The organism is Sphingomonas sp. TX0543 (genome assembly GCF_048565505.1).
Lineage (GTDB): Bacteria > Pseudomonadota > Alphaproteobacteria > Sphingomonadales > Sphingomonadaceae > Sphingomonas.
Genome location: NZ_JBLZUS010000002.1, coordinates 70,363 through 86,250 on the forward strand (window position 1 = coordinate 70,363; position 15,888 = coordinate 86,250).

15 protein-coding genes are annotated in these 15,888 nt (G+C 66.9%); 9 read left to right on the top strand and 6 right to left on the bottom strand.

What is annotated here, in order from left to right; genetic code table 11:
* The first annotated feature begins 217 nt into the window (after nucleotides 1–217).
* The 6 genes from ACM61V_RS00790 to ACM61V_RS00815 all read left to right on the top strand — a co-directional run bounded on the left by ACM61V_RS00790 (nucleotide 218) and on the right by ACM61V_RS00815 (nucleotide 7,012).
* Nucleotides 218–1,819 carry a hypothetical protein gene (locus ACM61V_RS00790; RefSeq protein WP_137785204.1) on the top strand — a complete coding sequence of 534 codons (1,602 nt, stop codon included), beginning with the start codon at nucleotides 218–220 and terminating at the stop codon, nucleotides 1,817–1,819.
* A 70-nt stretch (nucleotides 1,820–1,889) separates the two neighbouring features.
* Nucleotides 1,890–2,180, top strand: a complete 291-nt coding sequence (locus tag ACM61V_RS00795; RefSeq protein ID WP_137785205.1) for a hypothetical protein — start codon at nucleotides 1,890–1,892, stop codon at nucleotides 2,178–2,180.
* A gap of 189 nt (nucleotides 2,181–2,369) precedes the next feature.
* Nucleotides 2,370–3,761: a sugar transferase gene (locus tag ACM61V_RS00800; protein WP_137785206.1), complete on the top strand. Its 1,392-nt coding sequence runs from the start codon at nucleotides 2,370–2,372 to the stop codon at nucleotides 3,759–3,761.
* Nucleotides 3,762–3,763: 2 nt separating this feature from the next.
* Nucleotides 3,764–4,885 (top strand): acyltransferase family protein, encoded by a 1,122-nt coding sequence (locus tag ACM61V_RS00805; protein ID WP_137785207.1) that lies wholly within the window; start codon nucleotides 3,764–3,766, stop codon nucleotides 4,883–4,885.
* Nucleotides 4,882–5,994, top strand: a complete 1,113-nt coding sequence (locus ACM61V_RS00810) for an acyltransferase family protein (protein ID WP_137785208.1) — start codon at nucleotides 4,882–4,884, stop codon at nucleotides 5,992–5,994. The genes ACM61V_RS00805 and ACM61V_RS00810 overlap by 4 nt, the downstream gene beginning before the upstream one ends.
* Nucleotides 5,984–7,012 carry an acyltransferase family protein gene (locus ACM61V_RS00815; RefSeq protein WP_137785209.1) on the top strand — a complete coding sequence of 343 codons (1,029 nt, stop codon included), beginning with the start codon at nucleotides 5,984–5,986 and terminating at the stop codon, nucleotides 7,010–7,012. Before ACM61V_RS00810 ends, ACM61V_RS00815 begins: the two co-directional genes overlap by 11 nt.
* Nucleotides 7,013–7,030: 18 nt before the next feature.
* On the opposite strand, the gene ACM61V_RS00820 is transcribed toward ACM61V_RS00815, so the two are convergent.
* The 5 genes from ACM61V_RS00820 to ACM61V_RS00840 form a co-directional block, all read right to left on the bottom strand.
* Nucleotides 7,031–7,882, bottom strand: a complete 852-nt coding sequence (locus tag ACM61V_RS00820; protein WP_249341403.1) for a class I SAM-dependent methyltransferase — start codon at nucleotides 7,880–7,882, stop codon at nucleotides 7,031–7,033.
* Nucleotides 7,882–9,129, bottom strand: a complete 1,248-nt coding sequence (locus ACM61V_RS00825; protein ID WP_171007453.1) for a glycosyltransferase family 4 protein — start codon at nucleotides 9,127–9,129, stop codon at nucleotides 7,882–7,884. The genes ACM61V_RS00820 and ACM61V_RS00825 overlap by 1 nt, the downstream gene beginning before the upstream one ends.
* A 95-nt stretch (nucleotides 9,130–9,224) precedes the next feature.
* On the bottom strand, nucleotides 9,225–9,767 hold the full coding sequence (locus tag ACM61V_RS00830; RefSeq protein WP_137785212.1) for a serine O-acetyltransferase: 543 nt from the start codon (nucleotides 9,765–9,767) through the stop codon (nucleotides 9,225–9,227).
* Complete coding sequence (locus tag ACM61V_RS00835) at nucleotides 9,764–10,771, bottom strand: glycosyltransferase family 2 protein (RefSeq protein ID WP_137785213.1); 1,008 nt, start codon at nucleotides 10,769–10,771, stop codon at nucleotides 9,764–9,766. The genes ACM61V_RS00830 and ACM61V_RS00835 overlap by 4 nt, the downstream gene beginning before the upstream one ends.
* Complete coding sequence (locus ACM61V_RS00840; RefSeq protein ID WP_171007454.1) at nucleotides 10,768–11,802, bottom strand: glycosyltransferase family 2 protein; 1,035 nt, start codon at nucleotides 11,800–11,802, stop codon at nucleotides 10,768–10,770. Before ACM61V_RS00840 ends, ACM61V_RS00835 begins: the two co-directional genes overlap by 4 nt.
* 172 nt (nucleotides 11,803–11,974) lie before the next feature.
* Between ACM61V_RS00840 and ACM61V_RS00845 the strand changes: the two genes are divergently transcribed.
* The 3 genes from ACM61V_RS00845 to ACM61V_RS00855 are packed head-to-tail and all read left to right on the top strand — an operon-like array spanning nucleotide 11,975 to nucleotide 15,056.
* Nucleotides 11,975–13,162, top strand: coding sequence for a glycosyltransferase (locus ACM61V_RS00845; protein ID WP_171007455.1), 1,188 nt, complete (start codon nucleotides 11,975–11,977; stop codon nucleotides 13,160–13,162).
* Entirely contained in the window at nucleotides 13,159–13,899 is a 741-nt protein-coding gene (locus ACM61V_RS00850) for a WecB/TagA/CpsF family glycosyltransferase (protein WP_249341368.1), read from the top strand. Before ACM61V_RS00845 ends, ACM61V_RS00850 begins: the two co-directional genes overlap by 4 nt.
* Entirely contained in the window at nucleotides 13,896–15,056 is a 1,161-nt protein-coding gene (locus tag ACM61V_RS00855; protein WP_171007456.1) for a glycosyltransferase, read from the top strand. Before ACM61V_RS00850 ends, ACM61V_RS00855 begins: the two co-directional genes overlap by 4 nt.
* 6 nt (nucleotides 15,057–15,062) lie before the next feature.
* On the opposite strand, the gene ACM61V_RS00860 is transcribed toward ACM61V_RS00855, so the two are convergent.
* The gene (locus ACM61V_RS00860) at nucleotides 15,063–15,866 is read right to left on the bottom strand and encodes a CpsD/CapB family tyrosine-protein kinase (protein WP_137785217.1); all 804 of its coding nucleotides are present in this window, start codon (nucleotides 15,864–15,866) and stop codon (nucleotides 15,063–15,065) included.
* Between the last annotated feature and the right edge of the window lie 22 nt (nucleotides 15,867–15,888).

Consider the following 15,888-nt stretch of genomic DNA (forward strand, 5'->3'; position numbering starts at 1 on the left):
GGAATTCTCCTCGCGGCCATCCTGTAGTGAAGCCGGCCCGGTGCGAAAAGCATTTTCCCGGCATCGCGCGGGGCGGCTGTCTCGATTCGATATCGTGACGCCGCCCTCCGCCGACACGGCTATCCTTCGGCTCGGCGCATGGTGATGGCTCGTCAACGCTGTCATGGTTACGGGCCGAATCGAAAACAGGACGCGTCGCCTCATGGAGCTGGTGGGAATGAACAAGGGGATCGATCGCCGGCTTTTGCTGCTGGCGGGAGGCGGGGCGGCCGCCGCCGCGGCATGGCGCCTTTCCATGGGAAAGGCCCCGGCGCTGCACACCGCGTCGCTGGCGACCAACCCGGCCGCCGATGCGGTCAGCGCCTCATCGACCGGCACCACCACCGCCGCTCCCGTGGCCGGCGGCGCCAGCGCCCCGGCGATGCCGTCGCTGGGCGTCAACCTTACGCCGATCAACTATTGGACCGCCGTCGCATTCATCGATCGCCTCAAGGCGTCAGCCGGGTGGGACACCCACGGCATCCCCGCGCCCGTCAATTCGCTTGGCTATCCGACGGGGCTTGGCGGCCAACGCATGATCGCCACGATGCTGCCGTGCGAGCCTGGCACCTACCTGCTATCGCACAATGGCGACATGGACGTGAGGATACAGGGCGGCACCCTGGTCGCGCGTCGCCGGGATGGCGTGGTCTATGAAGCACGCGGGGCCATGCCCACCGGCCGCCCGCTCATCATCGATGCCATCCGCAAGCCGCCGACGTTCATGCGCCTCGTCAACCAGAAAGACGCCGCCGCCTTCGCCGCCGGAGAGGTTTTCGCGCCCGAATTCCTGTCGCAGATCAAGGGCTTCGACACGCTGCGTTTCATGGACTGGATGCGCACCAACGGCAGCAAGGTGACGGACGCCTTCCCCGCGGTCGATTCGTGCAGCTACGCGAATGGCGTGCCGATCGAGATCATGCTCGCGCTCGCGAAAAAGATCGGCGCGCGCCCATGGCTTTGCGTACCGCATCTCGCCAGCGACGGGCTGGTGGCGCGGATGATCGACGCGCTGCGCGCGGCATCGACGGGTGGCGGGCCGGCCGGATTCCTCGAATACAGCAACGAGGTGTGGAACCTTCGCTTCGAGCAGGCACGCTTCGCGCAGCAGCAGGCTGTCGCCCGGCTGGGCGGCGGGACGGCGGGCGATGCCTTTTACGGCTATCGCTCCGGGCAGATCGCCCGCCTCGCGCGGGGATCGGGCGTTCGCATGCTGCTCGGAACGCAGACGGTCAATCCGCGCCGGGCCGACGCCGTATGGGATGGCGTGAGGCGCGCCGGTGCCAGCGATGGCGATTTCGCGGGATGGATCATCGCGACCTATGTGAACGGAACGCTCACCGATGCGCGCGGCCCCACCATAGCCCTGGCAGCCCGAAAGGACGTAGCTGCGGCGATCGACAATCTGCTCAACGCGACAGGGCCGGGAGCGCTCAGCGTCGCCACGATGAAGCCGATCTACAAGCAGCAAGGCGACATCGCCCGCGCGCACGGCCTGCCGCTGATCGCCTATGAGGGCAATCTGCACCTCAACCCGATCCCGACCTTCGCTGCGCAACAGGCTCTGGTGAAGCCGTTCTTCGAGGCGATCACGCGATCGCCGGCCTCGGCAGCCGTGATGGAGGCGAACCTTGCCGCCTTCTCCGCCGCCGGGGGCAACCTTGCCTGCCTCTACAATCTGTCCAGCGGCCCCGGCAACGGCGGTTTCTTCAGCCTGGTGGACAGCGGTTCCTGGCCCTTCATCGAGCAGCAGCGCGCGCAGCAGCGCCCCGCCGCATGACGCGCCCGGCGCGATCGACTTTTACCTTTCGTTAGCAAAGCGCGGCGTACCGTCCCCTCGGAGGATTGTGATGCCGCAGCCAGCCGTTCAGTTCGATGCAGCCCCGGCCGATCCGTCGATCGGTCGCTCCAGAAGCACGCCCGCCGCGCAGCCGGTGGTCGTGACTCTCGGCGAAAGCGATCTGGCGTGGGCCGCATCGCCGGCCCGCCAGCTGCACGATCGACTGGTGGAATCCTTCGCCGCCCCTGCCGCCGCCCCCGGGACGATTCTGTCGCGCCGTCAGCGGCTGCTGATTCTGGCTGGCTCGGTTGCCTTGCTCTGGTCGATGATCGGCACGATCCTGGTTTCCGTGCTACGCTGAAAGCACGTGCATGCGGCGGCGCGGTATAAGCGCGCGCCCATGTGATCGCGACCTTCGGTTGCACTACATCACAAACCGCCTAGTAATGTTTTCGTGCGAAGGCCTAAAGGGTCGCCGCGCCACAACCGGAAATGGGGGGTGTCGGGCGATAGTTTCGCTGACGGCCAACGGACGGGGCAGTTGAGTTAGGTGGGAAATTCAACCGCAGCTACGCTCCAGCCGCCCGAACCGGCGAGAGCGTTCAACACGTCCTTTCACAAGCGCCGCATCCGCGCCTTGCTTTATCTGGGTGTAATCCTGTGCGATTGCGCGGCCATTCGCTCTGGCTTTGCGGTCGGCGGATCGCTCCGTGCCGCGCGATGGCTCGCCCCGATGGGGTTGCAGATCGCCTGGATACTCCTGCCGATCCACATCTTCATCGCGCTGCGCAACGGCGCGGTATCGCGCGAGGCGTTGCAGCGGCCGAGCGAATCGCTGCGGCGCGCGATGTCCGCGCTGATCCTGGCGACGAGCGTGGTGACGCTGGTGATGTTCTTCCAGTATCTCGGCCTGCTGGTGTCGCGCGTGGCGTTCGGCGTTTCGATCCTGTGTTCGCTGGGCTTCATCTGCCTGTTCCGGCTTTTCTTCCACATCTGCTTCGTTTCGCCGGTGAAGGGTGGACTGGTGGGCGAGTTGCTGATCGTCGATGGCGTGCCATCGCGCCCCGGCGCCTATCATGTGTTCGATGCCGGCGCGGTCGGGTTCGTGCCGGATCTCAACGATCCCGAGGCCTTGTCCAGGCTGGCCGTGCTGGTGGAGCCGTTCGATCGCGTCGTCGTCTCCTGCCTGCCCGAGCGGCGTCATGCCTGGGCGCTGCTGCTCAAGGCGTATGACCTCACCGGCGAAATCCAGCTCGACCAGGGCAGCCCGCTCGGCGCGATCGGCATCTCGCGCTATCACGGCAGCGATACCGCGGTGGTGGCGGTCGGCGCGATGTCGCTCAGCAATCGCGTGATGAAGCGCGCGATGGATCTGTTGCTCGCGGGGGCGACGACGATCGCGCTGTCGCCATTGCTGCTGCTGGTCGCGCTTGCGATCAAGCTGGACAGCCGCGGCCCGGTGTTCTTCTCGCAGGTCCGCATGGGGCGCGGGAACAAGCCGTTCAAGATCCTGAAATTCCGCAGCATGCGCGTCGAGGCGACGGACGCTGACGGCAGGAAATCGGCCACCCCCGACGACGAACGCGTCACCCGTGTCGGGCGCATCCTGCGCATGACGAGCATGGACGAATTACCACAGATTTTCAACGTATTGCGCGGGGACATGAGCATCGTCGGCCCCCGCCCGCACGCGCTCGGCTCGCTTGCCGGCGACAAGCTGTTCTGGGAGGTCAGCCAGAAATACTGGCTGCGCCATACGCTGAAGCCCGGCATCACCGGACTGGCGCAGGTGCGCGGCTATCGCGGCGCGACGCACGAGCAGTCGGACCTGGAGAATCGCCTGCAATCCGATCTTGAATATATCGAGGGCTGGCGGCTGTGGCGTGACGTGACCATCATCTTCAACACGTTGCGCGTGATCGTGCACCCGAAGGCCTATTAGGCGTGGCCAGCGACGCCGCCGCGCGCCCGCATCTGCGCTATCTCGATGGCTTGCGCGGTGTCGCGATCCTGGCGGTTCTGCTCGTCCATTCCGGGCAGTTGATCGCGGGGCTTTCGCAACCCGTCCGTGATTTCACCTTCTATGGTGTGCGCGGGGTGCAATTGTTCTTCATCGTCAGCGGGCTCACGCTCACGATCAACTATGCCGGCCGGCCGTTCCACGCCGCCAATTTCGCGGCGCGGCGTTTCTTTCGCATCGCGCCGATGTTCTACCTCGGCATCGTCCTGTATCTGCTGCTGAGCCGGTTGACGGCAATGCAATTGCCCACCGACAGGGCGACAGCCGGTGATGTGGCGGCAACCATCCTGTTCGTGCATGGCTGGCTCCCGAGCGCGATCAATACGGTGGTGCCGGGCGGGTGGAGCATCGCGGCGGAGGCGATGTTCTACGTCATGTTCCCGCTGTTGCTGGTCGCGAGCCGCCGCCCGCGCCTGATGGCGGGCATGCTGGCGGGCAGCTATGTGCTGGCAGTCGTCGCCAATGTCGCGCTCAAGCGGGCGCTGGGCGATGCGCCGGGCGGCATCGAATTCGCGCGCCAGTTCTGGCTGGTGCATGCGCCCGCCTTCATCGGCGGGTGCTGGCTGGGAACGCTCGCGCCGCAGGGGGCGCTCGCGCGCAAGATCGCGCCCTTCGTCCTGGCCATCAGCGTCATCGCGCTGATTATCGACAGTCAGCTTCGCGCCTATTCGATCGTGCTCGTGCCGATCGCGTTGCTGACGGCGCTTGTCTGGTCGGCGGGCGTGATACGCCCCCGCGCGCTGGAGGGGCGCATATTGCCGCTGATCGGCGAGATCAGTTTCAGCCTCTATGTTCTCCAGTTCGCGGTGCTCGGCGCGCTTCACCCGCTGGCGGCCGGGATGGAAGCGAGGATCGGCGCCAATCCTGCCTTGGTCGCCATCTATCTCGCGGCATTGCTGCTGGCCGGAGCCGGATCGTGGCTGACCTGGCAGCTGATCGAGAAGCCGGTGGTGCGCGCGACACGACGTGTCGGGCTGGGGCGCCCGATGCGCGCGCCATCACATGCCCGCCAACCCAATGAATTCGATCAGGGGAATGAAGCTTGAACAATAGAGGCGGGGCACCAGCGATTGCGGCCGATCGCCCGGCCAGTCCGTCGGCCGGCTACATCCCGGGCTTTGACGGCCTGCGCGCAATCGCGGTCGGCATGGTGCTGATCGCGCACGCCGGATACGGCAAGCTCGTTCCCGGCGGTTTCGGCGTCACGATCTTCTTCGCGATCAGCGGCTATCTCATCTGCACGTTGCTCATCAACGAATTCGCGCGGACGGGAACGATCAATCTCAAGCTGTTCTACGTGCGCCGCATCCTGCGGCTCTATCCCGAGCTTATCGCCCTGGTGATCCTGTGCCTGATCGCGGGCGCAGTGCTTGGCCTTAGGGCGACCACCGCAGAAAAGTTCGCCGGCCTGTTCTATTACATGAATTATTATTACGTCTTCGGCGCGCATTACACCGAGGCGGAAAGCTATCCGTGGCGGCAATTATGGTCGCTGGCGATCGAGGAGCATTTCTACTTCTTCTTCCCGGGCCTGATGCTGTTCATCACGCGCACCTGGCGCTCGCGCATGGCGCTCGCGCTTGCCCTGGTGACGATCCCGTTCCTGTGGCGGTTCGTGACCTATTTCTGGCTCGGGCTTCCGTGGCAATATAATTACGTCGCGACCGATACGCGGATCGATTCGATCGCGTGGGGGTGCCTGCTCGCGCTGGCGATGCGGCGGCCGGACGGCGGCGAGCGGGCGATGTCCGAGCTGTGGTTCATCAGCCGGCCCGCGGTGTTCCTGGGCTTTGCGCTGATTATCGGATCGCTCCTGTACCGCGACGAGGCGTTCCGCTGGACGTGGCGGTTTACCGTGCAGGGAATCGGCATCGTCCTGCTCATTGCCAACGTGCTGTTCGATCCGCGCTGGCGCGGCGTGGTGCGTGTGCTGGAATGGGCGCCGGTTCGCTATGTCGGGCGCATCTCCTACGGCCTGTATCTCTATCACATGCTGTTCAATCGCGTGATCGAGGAAATCTGGCCGACCATTTCGCCTCCGGTGCTGCTGCCCGTGTCGATCGTCGGATCGCTCATTATCGCGTCGATCTCCTACAACGCGCTGGAGGTGCCGCTCAAATCGCTGCGGCGCAAGCTCGGCTCGCATGTCCGCTGATCCAACCGCCGCGGCAGGAGAGCCCCAGCATCGGCGGCTGAAGATGCTGGATGGCTGGCGCGCGATCAGCATCCTGGCGGTGATGGCCGCGCACATGCTGCCGCTCGGGCCGGCGCGGTGGGCGATGAACGGGCCGATCGCCGCGAACGGGATGGCGATCTTCTTCACGCTTTCCGGCTTTCTGATCGTCAGCATCCTGCTGCGCGACGACGATATCCTATCGTTCCTTGTCCGGCGATTCGCGCGAATCCTGCCACTGGCGTGGGCGGTGCTGGCGATTTCCTTTCTGGTAAAGGGGCAGCCAGCGTCGGTGTGGATCGCGAACTTCCTGTTCTACGCCAACCTCCCGCCCTTCTGGCTCGATAGCTGGTCTTCCCATTATTGGAGCCTGTGCCTCGAGATGCAGTTCTACGTCGCGATCGCGCTGGTCGTGGCGACGTTCGGTCGACGCGGCTTGATGCTGGTGCCGGTGGCGGCCCTGATCGTGACGGGCGCCCGCATCATCACCGGCACGGACATTTCAATCGTCACCTGGTTTCGCGTGGACGAGATTCTTGCCGGCGGAATACTCGCGCTCATACTTCACGGCAGCTTCGGCCCCCGCGCCGCGGGCTGGCTTGGTCGCGTGCCGTTCTGGCCGGTCGTCATCCTCTTCCTGCTGGCGACCCGGCCCGAACTCCCGTGGTTGAACTATATTCGCCCGTATCTCGCGGCCACGATGGTGGGTATCACGGTCGTGCGGCCGATATGGGGCCTGTCCCCGGCACTGGAATCGCGTCCGGCGAACTACATCGCGCAGATTTCCTACGCGCTATACATCGTCCACCATTTCACCCTGTTCGGTTGGCTGGGCGCCGGGCACGGATGGGAGAAATACGCGAAGCGCCCGATCTGCTTCGCGATCACTTTCGCCCTCGCCCACTGGTCGACATTCCATTTCGAGAATCGCTTCATCGACTGGAGCCACCGCGTAGCGAAGGCGCGCCGCGCCCGCTCGATCGGTCATGCCGCTACATAGCCGCGGCCGGCGCCGGGTTCACAGCGACCGCAATTCCCGGTGCACCGTCGAGGGGATGTCGAACACTATCTCGGTCCGCCGCTCCTTGATCGCGAGCGCGGTCTGGTTTTCCTTGAGCGTCGGGAAGGTGCGATAGAACCACCTGCCCAGCCGCTTCTTCACCGAACTGCCCTGAAGCGTCTCGCCATAGGAAAAATAATAATGATCCTGCAGGCGGAAGCCCAGCGGCTCCAGCATCGCGCGCACCTCGGGCATCGTATATTCGCGCCAGTGGCCGTTGGCGATCAGCGAGCTTTTGGGATCCAGTTGCGCGAAGAATTCGTCCACCGTGATCCCGGCCGCATTACCGCGCAGGATCGCCTTTCTGTTCTTCATGCGCGCGTAATTGGGCAGCGAGAGATAGAACAACCCGCCGGGTGACAGGATCCGGTTGATCTCTTTCAGCAGCGGCAATGGATTGAAGTTCAGGTGCTCCAGCACCTCGCACATCACCACCACGTCGAAGCTCTCGTCGGCGAACGGCAGGATGAAATCCTCAAGCCGGATGCCCGCGGTGTCGATCCCGTGGCGGGCATAACGCGCCACCTGCTCCGGCAGCTCGATATATTCCGGGATATCGCCGGCGGTCACCTTATAGCCGAGCCGGCTCAGCGCGATGCATACGGCACCGAAAAAGGCGCCGATCTCCAGCACGCGCACGGGCTGGCCGGAGGGCGGGCGCGCCTTCACGATATCGCGAACGGTGCGCACATATTCGTGGCGATGTTCGCGCAGATAGTGGGATGGCGCCCCAGCCGATTCCTCGGTCACCGCCAGATCGACATTGGCGAGTTCGGCAATAGCCTCATCGACAGCCAGCGTTGCATCCATCACGCGCGCGCCTCCCTCGCCAATCGCCCTATCGGCGCCGGAGCAGCAAGCAAGTCGTATCCCCGCTGCCACTCGCCAACCACATTATCCCAAGTAAAGCGGCGCTCGGCAATGCGCCGCGCGTTCACCGCGATGGCATTGGCGCGCACGGGATCGTCGGCCAGTGCGTCCATCGTCGCGGCAAGCTCGCGCACCACATAATCATGCGAGCGCGGCTCGATCAGCACGGCCTCCAGATCACTGGCCAGCATCGCCGGCCCGCCCCATTTCAGGCAAACCGCCGGCAGCCCCGCCATCATCGCTTCCTGTACGACGATGCCGTTCGCTTCGGCGAGGCTGGGCACCATGTAGCCGCGATAATCCGCCATCCGGGCGATCAGCGCGTCGTGGCTCTCCATCCAGCCGAGGAAGCGCACCTTGTCCGCCACGCCGAGCCGCTGCGCCAGCGCCTTCAGTTCAGGCCCGTAATAACCGTCGCCATAGACGTCGAACACGATCGGCCGCGTCACATATTGCAACGCCTCGATCGTCAGCTGCACGCCCTTGTGCGGGACCAGGCGGCCGCTCGTCATGAAGCGGGTGTTGACCCCGTCGTGCCGGATCAGCGGATGCGCATCGAATTCGTCGGAGATGCCGGAATCGATCACGTCGCGCATCGCCTCGTCCGGGCATCCCGCCCAGGACAAGGATCGCCGCGTGCGCTCCCCGCCAGACACCAGCACGCGCCAGAATACCCCCTTGTCGCCGATCAGCGCGCGCGACAGCCGCTGCGCAAGATAGTGAAAGCTGCGGCGGAACTTGTCCTTCAGCGGCTCGGCGTCGCGGAAAGCAGGGGGATAATAGATATTGCCGGTCAGCGGGCCGAGCACGTTGGTGGCCGCCTTGACCGGGAAGCGCGGCAGGATCGGCGATACCGGGCAGAGATAGTGGAACACCGCGTCCGGATGCCGCGCCAGCAATTCCTTCACCACGCGCCGGGCATAGAAGAAGAAGAAGCTGGCGATGACCGGCCGCAGGGCGACACTGTTCCACACCGCGACCTGATCGAGCGAATCCTCGACGATCCGCACATCGACCGCCGGGAAATCCTTTTCCAGCACGGGCGCGCTGCGCCGATGTGTCACGACGGTGACGTCCGCACCGGCCAGATGGAGATGGCGCAGGAATTGATAGGCCTTGATCGCCTCGCCGCCCATCTGTTCGGAGATATTCGGCGTGACGATGACGATCTTACGAGCCAAACTCACAATGTCACTCCTGGCGCCGGGAACCTGATGCCCGGCTGGCCGAGCGGTGTCGATTTCTTTTTGCATCGCAGCATCGGCTTTCTGTCCCGATTTCGTCACTTGTCGAGCCGATCGGTGGCCGGGGCACGACGAACGCCGGCGGGGCGCGCGGGAATGCCCCATACGGTGGTCCCCGGCGGCACATCGTCGAGCACCACGGCGTTGGCGCCCACCTTCGCGCCCCGCCCCAGCCTGATCCGCCCGAGCACCACCGCGCCCGCGCCGAGATCGACGCCCTCATCCAGCACCGGCGCGGCGGTAAGATCGTCGAGCCGGCGTATCCCCAACGTGCAATTCTGCCGAATGATGCAGCGATCGCCGATGCGGCAGGCGCCGTGGATGACGATACCGCCCTGATGCTCGATCACCACGCCGCGTCCGAGCGCGACCGTATAGGGAATCTCGATCCCGTAAAGATTGCGGCACCGGCGGAAGAGATAGCGATAGAGCAGGCTGAACGGCGCGCGCAGCAGCCCCGAGCGGATGCCCATGCGCCACACGCCGAAGCGATGTGTCGCAACGGCGCGAAAGCCGGGCCTGGTCCAGTCGCGTCCGTGCGCGCGCCAGTCCTCGGCGATCTGCCGCCACAGGCCGCTCATGCCGATGCCCCCTTATATTCGATGATCGTGGCGCCGCGCCCGCCGATCCGCCCCAGCGCGTAGCGCAGCGCGCCGAGCGTCTGCGCCGGCTTTGCCAGCATCAGGAACGTCGCGAGCGTCAGCGCCTCGCGCAGCGGCCGTCGGCGACGCTCTCGCCATGCGATCCGCGCGAACTGGAGCAACGCGAGCGCCAGCACCGCGCCGCCTGCCGCCACCACCGCGGCCTTGCCCGCGAGCGCGCCGATCAGCAGCAACGTCGCGCCGGCCAGCGGCACCGCGCCGCCCCAGAACGCCACCCCGCGCAATCGCCGGCCGTAATCCTGCAATGGCGAGCCACGATGGCGCGCCGCCAGTTCGGCATAGGCATGGCCGGAACGCACCGCGCGCCGCCACCATTGGCCAAAGCGCGTGATCGCGGCATCGTGGCGCGTCATCTCGAACGGCACGCACGCGATCCGCCAGCCGAGCGCGCGCATCCTGATCGACAGGTCCGGCTCCTCGCCGGCGATCATCGCGTCGGGATAGCCACCGGCGGCATCGAGCGCCGCCGCGCGCATCATCACGTCGCCGCCGCAATAGTTCACCGGCCCCGGCGGCACCGCCCATTCGATATCGCACAGCCAGTTGTAGCGGCTGGCATCCGGCCGTATCTCACGCCGCCGGCCGAACACCGCCGCCAGCCCCGCATCGCCCGCCAGCGTCGCCATCCCGTGCGCCAGCCATGCCGGATCGAGCGCGCAATCGCCATCGACGAACTGCACGAGCGTCACCTCGGCGCCAAGCGCGGCGCGGCCGGCATTGCGCGCGCGCGCCGCGGTGAACGGGATCGCCATATCGAGCGCGACCACCCGTGCGCCGGCCCGCGTCGCCGCCGCGACACTGTCATCGGTGGAGCCGGAATCGACATAGACGACCGGATGGCCACCGCCGATCGAGGCAAGGCAACGCACCAGCCGCTCGCCCTCGTTGCGCCCGATCACGACGATGCCGAGCACGTCGCTCACCCCGCATCGCCCCAGGAGGGCGCCGCTTTGCGTTGCGGGCCGAGCGGCGGGGCGGCAGGCGTCACGTCACGGCCGCGCGGCCACCAGCCATAGGTCAAAAGATCACGTCCGCTGCGCGCCGCGCCGCCCTCCAGCCGCGGCGAGAGCAGCTTGCGCGCGCGCCAGATCGCCCGGCCTGCGGCATAGGCGATGCCCGCCGCGATCGCGCTTCCACGGCCACCGGCCAGCGCGAAATAGCGGCGATGCGATTCATACCAGTAGCGCGGCATCCGCCGGGCTTGCGGCAGCCCGGTGCCGGGATCGCGGATCTGCGTGGCGGCCCCGCCCGCATGCACCACCTGCGCGGCCGGCTCATGCCACACCGCCCAGCCCGCCCGGCGCAACCGGCGCATCAGATCGGTCTCTTCGAAATAAAGGAAGAACCCGTCATCGAACAGGCCGGTCCGCCGCAGCGCCTCGGTCCGCAGCATGACGGCCGCGCCTGTCACCCAGGGCACTTCGATGGCGTGATCGGCATGGATGCTGGTCGGCGGCACGCGCAGCAGCCGCTCGACCATTGCCGTGCGCGCGCCGCGACAGAATTCGCCCCGGATCGACGGAAAACGGAAGGCGGAGGATTGCGGGCGGCCGTCCTCGTGCGTGAGCAACGCCCCGACCGCGCCCGCCCCCGGCTCGCGATCGAGCAGCGCCGCCATCGCCTCCAGCGCGCCGGGGCGCGGGCGCGCATCCGGGTTGATGAGCGCGATCGCCTCCGGCAGCCGCCCGCTGTCAGCCAGCAAGGCGATCGCCTGATTGTTGGCGAAGGCGAAGCCGCCGTTGACGGGCAGCGGCAGCGGCGTCACCCAGTCTTGCCACTCATTCGCCGCGATCGCGTCCGCGATCCGCTCGGCGGAGCCGTCGCCGGAGCCGCCGTCCACCGCCACCACGCGAAGATCGGGAAACGCGCGCCGCGCATCGTCAATCGCGCTGATGCACGCAATGGCAAGGTCGGGCGTGCGATAGTTGACGATGATGACCGCGAGCCCGTTCACGTCCGTATCCCGCCCCGCTTGCATCCATGCCGTCCGTTCACGTCGTTCGGACAAGGCACCTCTTGCTTAGGACAGACTTCCTTGTCAAAGCCCTACCAACGCCCACCAGCCGTCATCCCGCCGCAAATACGCAGGGTTACGGCATTCCCCGATGGTGAATGATGGCCCGCCGATGACCGCCATCCTCTATGTCGCCGCCCGTTTGCCGACCCTTTCGGAGACGTTCGTCTATCGCGAATTGCTCGGGCTGCGCGCGCGCGGGCACGAGGTGATCGGCGCCAGCGTGCATCGCCCGCTGCCAGCCGAAGATCCGCTGCTGCGCGAGATCGCGCGCACCGCCTTTGTCGTTTACGCGCCCGCGACCGCGCTGGCGCTGCCGGTCGCGCTGCTGCGGCATCCTCTGCTAGCCGCCGGTGCGGTGGCGGACGCGTTCCGGGCCGATCATCCCTCGCTCTCCAGCCGGCTGAAGCATGTCGCGCAGGCCGCGTTCGGGATCGCCACCGCATGGCGGCTGCGCGGACGCGGGATCGGCGCGGTGCACGCCCATATGGCGAACGTCCCCGCGATGATCGCGCTCTATATCGCGCGGGCGCTTGGCGTGCCGTTCAGTTTCACCGGCCATGCCGCCGATCTGTTCGTCCAGCGCGCGGCGCTCTCGTTCAAGCTGCGCGAGGCATCGTTCGTGTCGTGCATCAGTCATTGGCATCGCGGCTTCTATCGATCGATCACTGCGCTCGATGAGCGGCGGCTGCCGGTGGTGCGCTGCGCCGTCGCGATCCCGGCAGCCGTGGCGGTGGAGCGGCAGGAGATCGTCACGGTCGCGCGCCTGGTGGCCAAGAAGGGCATCGACCTGCTGATCGAGGCCTTCCACGCGGCCCGCCCGGCCGGCTGGCGGCTGCGCATTCTGGGCGACGGGCCGGAACGCGCGCGGCTCGAGGCGCTGGTTGCCGCGCTCGGGCTTGGCGACGACGTGGCCTTCGATGGCGCCCGTCCGCATGCCGAATGCCTGGCCGCGATCTCCACTGCCGGCTTGTTCGTGCTGCCCTGCCGCACCGCCTCGAACGACGATCGCGACGGCATTCCGGTAGTGTTGATGGAGGCGATGGCCGCCGGGCGCGCGGTGATCGCGGGCGATCTGCCGACGATCCGCGAGCTGGTCAGCGATGGCGAGACCGGGCTCCTGGCGCCGCCGGACGATGCCGCCGCGCTCGCCACGCTGATCGCGCGGCTCACCGCCGATCCGGTCGCCCGTCGCCGGCTTGGCCTCGCCGCGCGCGCGTTCGTGACGGAGGAATTCTCGGACGCGGTGAACCTCGCCCGTCTCGAAGCCGCGTTCGCAGCCGCCGGAACGCCCGCGTGATCGCCCGGACGGATTTCCTCGATGTCCAGTTCGATCCGCTGCCCTTCGATGCGGCGGTCGCGTGGCTCGCCGCGCGGCAACGCGATAGCGACTACGGCTATGTCGTCACCCCGAACGTCGATCACATGGTGCGGCTCGCCGATGCGCCGGCCGAGGTGCGCGCTGCCTATCGCCAGGCGGCGCTGTGCCTGTGCGACAGCCGGGTGCTGGCGAAGCTCGCCCGGATCGCGGGCGTCGCCCTTCCGGTGGTGCCCGGCAGCGATCTGACCGCCGCGCTTTTCGAGAGCGTGCTGCAGCCGGGCGATCGGGTGGCGCTGATCGGTGGGCAGGCGGAGGATGTGGCGCGGCTGCGACTGCTGCATCCCGCGCTGGATATCCTGCATCACGAGCCACCGATGCGGCTGCGCACCGATGCCGCCGCGCGCGCGGGTGCCGCACGTGTCGCGGCAGCGGCCGGCGCGCGGTTCATCCTGCTGGCGGTCGGCTCGCCGCAGCAGGAGCTGCTCGCGCATGAGATCGCGGCGATCGACGGCGCGAGCGGTACGGCGCTGTGCATCGGCGCGTCGGTCGATTTCCTTGTCGGCCGGCAGATCCGCGCGCCGCGCATCGTGCAGCGCGCGGGCATGGAATGGGCATGGCGCCTGGCCACCAGCCCCCGCCGGCTCGCGCGGCGTTATCTGATCGAGGGGCCGGCGATCTTCCCGCTCGTCTGGCGCTGGCGGCGCGCGCGCCGATGAGCGCCGAAAAGCCCGTCATCGTTCACCTCGCGGTGGATGTGAACACGCCGCAGCGCGCCCGAACCACCACCGCGATCGAGTGGTTCGTTCGTGAGCTTGTCGATTACGATAATATTGTGATCGCCTATCAGCGCGTCGAGCGTCCCGCCCCGGCCCCGGTCGCCTGCGTGGCGGAGGGATTTCGGCTGTTCCATTTCCCTTATTTCGGGTTGCGCCTCGGCATCGGGCTGTTGCCCGCCATGCGCCGCGCCGCCGGTCGCACGATCGCGCTGCTGGAGGCGGAGGGGATTCGCCCGGATCTGGTCCACGCGCACAAGTTCACCTTCGAGGGGCTGGCCGGCTGGCATATCGCGCGGCATTTCGGCGTGCCGCTGTTCGTCTCGCTGCGCGGCGAGGTGGAGACGAAGGTTTTTCGCATGAAGCCGATGCTGCGCCCGCTTCTCAGGCGCGTCGCGGCGGACGCTGCCCGGCTGTATTTCGTCTCGGCATGGTTCCGCGACGAGTTCCACCGCCACGTCCCCGCGCAGTCGGCGAAGGAGCGCAACCTTCCCAATATCGTGCGCAACATCGCCCCGGCGATCACGCCGCATCCGGCGGGGGACCGCTTCGTCGCGATCCTCGCCCTCGATACATGGCGGCGCAAGGGGGTACGCTGGCTGCTGGACGGGCTGGCGCTGGCGCGGCGCGAGCGGCCCGGCCTGAAGCTCGATCTGATCGGCGGCGGCAGCGCGCAGGCGCGCGGGCGGATCGAGCGAATGATCGCCGAGCGTGGCCTCGCCGATGCCGTCACGCTGACCGGGCCGTTGCCGAATGCGGATCTGCTCGCCCGCCTGCCGGGCTATCGCGGGCTATTGTTGCCGAGCCTCAACGAGACTTTCGGCATGGTCTATGTCGAGGCGCTGTTCGCCGGCGTGCCGATCCTGTTCACGCAGGGCACCGCGATCGACGGCTATCTTGACGGGCTGGACGTGGGCAGGACAGTTCCGCCGCGTGATGCGCGCGCGATTGCCGCCGCGATCGTCGATATCGACACGCGAACCGACGAGATGCGCGGGGCGATCACCGCGGCCGCTCCGCGCCTTTTCGCCGCATTCGATCCCGCGACGAACCTCGCCCGCTACCGCGCCGACATCGCCGACGCGCTCGCGCCGCGCTGACCGGCGCTATTCCTGGTAATAAGCGTCGTAGTAACGCTGGGTCCAATAGCCGAAGCCGTAATCGTCGCCGCCGATCGCGCCATGATAGCGATTGAGGACGGTGCCGATGCACGGCGCCGGGCTGAGCACCTCGATCGCGTCCTTCACCTGCCGCGCGGTGGTCTTGCCCTCCTCGACCACGAGCAGATAGGCGTCGATCTGCTGCGCGACGATCGAGGCGTCGTCATTGGCGAACGCCGGCGGCAGATCGCACAGGCAGAAATATTTGTCCCCCAGCCCGCGCATCGCCTCGACCAGGCCCTTCATGCGATTGCCCGCCAGCACCTCGGCCGACTGGCGCACGACATTGGCGGCGGGGAAAACCACCAGCCCGGTCCCGTCCACATTGCGGCCGACCGCATCGAGCGAGTCGGTCTGCCCCGTCAGATAATCGCCGATGCCCGGCCCATCCTCCAGCCCGAAGCATTTGCCGATCGAGCTGCGCCGCAGATCGAAATCGAACAGCAGCGTATATTGATCCGGGATGCGGGACATCGACGCGGCCAGATTGCTCGCGATAAACGTCTTGCCGACGCTCGGTGTCGCGGAGGTGACGCCGATGATCTTCCAGCCATTGGCCTTGGCGATCTTCAACACCTGCGATCGCAACAGGTTGAACGGGCGCGAGCGCCGATCGCTGCTGTTGAAGCCGAACAGCTTGCGCTGGATCGCATCCGGCAGTTCGAGCCGCTCTTCCGCAAGCGAGGTGACAAGCACGTCGCCGGCGGGCGGGGCGGTTTCGGCTTCGTCGAGGTTCCACGAATTGGCCATCGATTTGGGTCTCATCCTAAGA